The sequence below is a fragment of the Pseudotabrizicola sediminis genome (assembly GCF_004745575.1).
In the GTDB taxonomy this organism is placed as follows: domain Bacteria; phylum Pseudomonadota; class Alphaproteobacteria; order Rhodobacterales; family Rhodobacteraceae; genus Pseudotabrizicola; species Pseudotabrizicola sediminis.
Window position 1 is genome coordinate 1 of sequence record NZ_RPEM01000039.1, and the last position, 3821, is coordinate 3821.

The following is a 3821-nucleotide window of genomic DNA, read 5'->3' on the forward strand; positions in this document are numbered from 1 at the left end:
ACACTGTTACCAGTCGCCTGATCTTCGGGAACCACGCCTAGATCTGCCCGGCAAGCTATGGTGAACTGCAGGGACAGCGATGGCATCGTCATAGCCTTGAACGCCCGGGTCTGCAGTGTGGGCATCGACCTCTTGGGGCAACGTCGCTGGCCGCAAGGCAGCTTTTTCCAATCATAGGTGAACTTTGCCGCCCAACCCCAACGCTGGTAAATGTTGCGCTTTGCTGAAACCCCAATGTCGTTGAAAACCGGTTTTGATGCGCCTAAGGTCGGAATCCTTGCGACCCAGCCAAGAACGCTAGTGCAGGGCTTGTTCGAAGCAGATTTTCCGCTGATGGTTGAGATGGAGTGAAGGATGAACGACATGCCACGGCCCGCAGATGCGTCCGAGGGTGACCGTTTTGCGGCGATTGTCGAACACTGTGAGGATGCCGTAATCAGCATTTCACTCGATGGTTCTGTGACCAGCTGGAATTTCGGAGCGACCAAGCTTTTCGGCTACCAGGCCCATGAGTTGATTGGCAATTCGATTACTCGCATTATTCCCGAGGACCGCCATAGCGAAGAAGATGCGATTCTGACGCGGATCAGCAAGGGTGAGAGCCTCAGCCATTTCGAAACCCTGCGTGTTCGAAAGGATGGGGTCGCGCTCGATATTTCCCTGACGGTGTCCCCCATCAAGGATCAGGATGGGAGGGTCATTGGAGCGTCAAAGGTTGCCCGGGACATCACGCCGCGGAAACGTGCCGAAGGCGCGCGACAGAAGTTGATCGATTGCTCCCGACTGGTGGGCCGCCCGTTTCTGGATGCGGTCGTCGGAGCGCTGGCCGAGGCACTTCAAGTGCGTTGGGTGCTCTTGTGCGATCTTCACCCCTGCGATCCAAGCCGGGCGCGCGTGCTTTCCGCCTGGAGCGACGGAAGTCGGCAGGAGAATTTTGAGTATGACCTCAAAGGCACGCCTTGCGCGAATGTGCTTATGGATGAAGCCTGCATTTATCCTGCCAATGTTGCTAACCTCTTTCCCGATGACGCCCTTCTTACGGAGATGGGTGTCGAAAGCTATATGGGTGTGCCGCTGCGGGGGTCGAAGGGAGGGAGCATCGGCCTTCTTGCCGTTCTCAACGATAAACCAATAGACCCGTCGTTTCAGCCGTTGGAGACGCTCGAACTGTTTGCAGGTCGAGCGGCGGCAGAATTGCAACGACTGGCGGCCGCATCGGCAAACGAGCGGTTGGGACGGATCGTCGAGGATGCTGCAAGCGAAACGTTTGTTTTTGATGCGCATACGCTCAAGTTCATTCTGGTGAATCGCGGCGCAAGGGAAAACCTCGGTTACTCCATGGAAGAGCTTGTCGAACTGACCCCCGTCGACATCAAGCCCTCACTGACGACCGAAGCGTTTATGGACATCATTGAACCGCTTCGGTCGGGGAAGAAAACTGTGCTGCATTTTGAAACCATGCATCGCCGAAAGAACGGAACCGACTACAACGTCGCCGTAAGACTTCAACTGCTGAACGATGATGCTGGCACTGTCTACTTTGCGGCAATAGAAGATACCACCGAGCGCGATGCGGCCGCGCGTGCCCTCAAGCAGGTTTCCCAGCGCCTGGATACGGTCTTGAGCAATACGACCATGTCGGTTTTCCTGATGGATGACCGGCAACAGTGCGTCTACATGAACGCCGCAGCCGAGCGGCTGACCGGCTATCGGTTTGAGGAAACACTGGGGCGACCGCTCCATGATGTCATTCATCATACCTACCCGGACGGACGGCCTTTTCCGTTGCACGAATGCACGATTGATCGTGCCTTTCCGGAGGAGAACCAAGTTCAGGGCGAGGACGTGTTTATACATAAGGATGGCAGTTTCTACCCTGTGGCCTTTACCGCCAGCCCCATTCGGGATGAAAAGGGAAAGGCGGTCGGCACAGTCATAGAAGTCCGCAACATTGCTGCCGAATTGCAAGCCCGCGAAGCGATGGCGAACTTCAATGCTTCGCTTCAATCTCGGGTCGAAGAGATCATGGCGGAACGGGAGACTATCGAGGCACAACTGCGCCAATCTCAGAAGATGGAAGCAATCGGCAAATTGACCGGCGGGGTTGCCCATGATTTCAACAATCTGCTTCAGGTCATCGGTGGCAATCTTCAACTGCTGCAAAAAGATGTGGCTGGCAACAATCGCGCCGAGCAGCGCGTGCAAAACGCAATATCGGGCGTGTCTCGCGGTGGAAAGCTCGCGTCACAGCTTCTGGCGTTCGGGCGCAGGCAACCCCTCGCTCCCAAGGCTGTGAACCTTGGTCGCCTCGTGCGAGGGATGGACGATATGCTCCGCCGCGCTCTGGGCGAGAGCGTCGAGGTAGAGACGATTATTTCCGGTGGATTGTGGAACACGTTCGTCGACGAAACCAGAGTCGAAAACGCCATCCTTAACCTTGCCATCAATGCCCGTGACGCAATGAACGGGCATGGAAAGCTGACCATCGAGGCTGGAAACGCGCAGCTTGATGACCGCTATACCCGCCAACACCCCGAGGTGGAGGCCGGGCAATATGTCATGATCGCAGTGACGGACACAGGCTGCGGCATCCCTGCCGAAATGCTTGAACAAGTGTTCGAGCCGTTTTTCACAACAAAGCCGCCGGGTCAGGGCACCGGACTCGGATTGAGCATGGTTTACGGCCTGGTCAAACAATCGAACGGTCATATCAAGGTCTATAGCGAAACGGGCGAGGGCACGACGATCCGCATCTACCTGCCCCGCACCAAGCAGGCTGAAGCTGATCGTCCTGTCGTAGATCTGGGACCTGTGCGTGGCGGAAGCGAAACTGTCTTGGTGGTGGAAGACGACGATGATGTCCGCGCAACGGTGGTCGAGATACTGTCGGAACTTGGCTACCGGGTTCTCCGGGCAAGGGACGCCGCAAGCGGTTTTGCCATCATCGAAAGTGGTGTTCCGGTTGATCTGCTGTTCACCGATGTGGTGATGCCAGGTTCCATGCAAAGCCGCGAGATGGCGCGTCTTGCTCAGGAACGGTTGCCCGAACTGGCGGTGCTTTTTACGTCGGGCTACACAGAGAATTCAATCGTCCACGGAGGGCGACTGGATGAGAACGTCGAGCTGATCAGCAAACCCTACACACAAGAAGAATTGGCGCATCGGCTGCGCTATTGTCTTGATGGCCGTGGACCTGCGAAACGGCAGCCGACCGCGAAAGAGAGTGAAACGCACTCCCAGCCAACGTGTTACAAAGTCCTGCTGGTCGAAGATGAGGTTCTCATTCGCATGTCGACCGTGGATATGGTCGAGGACCTTGGCCACACAACGTTCGAGGCTGGGACGGCGAGGGAGGCACTTCAAATCCTTGAGGGCAATCAAATTGATGTTCTCATCAGCGACATTGGTTTGCCCGATGTTTCAGGGGCGTCGCTGATCGCCGAGGTTCAGGCCCGCTGGCCAGCAATCAGGATCATCGTTGCTTCAGGTCTGTCCGTGACCGAAGCGGTTGAGCGATACGGGCTCGGGAACAGTGTGACCTGGCTGGAAAAGCCTTACAGCCAAGCCGACCTTGAACGTATTCTTGGCGTCCAAACCGAAGAGACGTAATAGTCAGATCGCCACCGCCTGACCAAGCTTTGGTTAATGTGCCTCTCTAAGCGGTATGCTCATTTGCAAGCTAACCCAGCTGAGTGGACTGAAATGCACATCGGAAGAAACTTCGCTGATCGTTCGGCCAATATAAAAGTGGCATCTGTGATGCCGCACTGCCGTAAGACAGCTTTCCGCCGAGGCTGTGTAAAAACCCATATTTATGCTAT

The 3821-nt window shown here is 56.0% G+C and carries 2 protein-coding genes; one reads left to right on the forward strand and one right to left on the reverse strand.

Annotation, left to right across the window (positions count from 1 at the left end; translation table 11 throughout):
* Positions 1-365: hypothetical protein (locus EEB11_RS19860; RefSeq protein WP_210134474.1), on the reverse strand; the 365-nt coding region annotated here is incomplete at its 3' end.
* Here EEB11_RS19860 and EEB11_RS19145 point away from each other — a divergent pair.
* Entirely contained in the window at positions 355-3609 is a 3255-nt protein-coding gene (locus tag EEB11_RS19145) for a PAS domain S-box protein (protein WP_135434177.1), read from the forward strand. The two genes, EEB11_RS19860 and EEB11_RS19145, sit on opposite strands and share 11 nt — an antisense overlap.
* Positions 3610-3821 lie beyond the last annotated feature (212 nt).

Excerpts from the sequence above, each read along its gene's own strand:
- EEB11_RS19145 (WP_135434177.1), top strand. The coding sequence starts at position 355 with ATGAACGACATGCCACGGCCCGCAGATGCGTCCGAGGGTGACCGTTTT.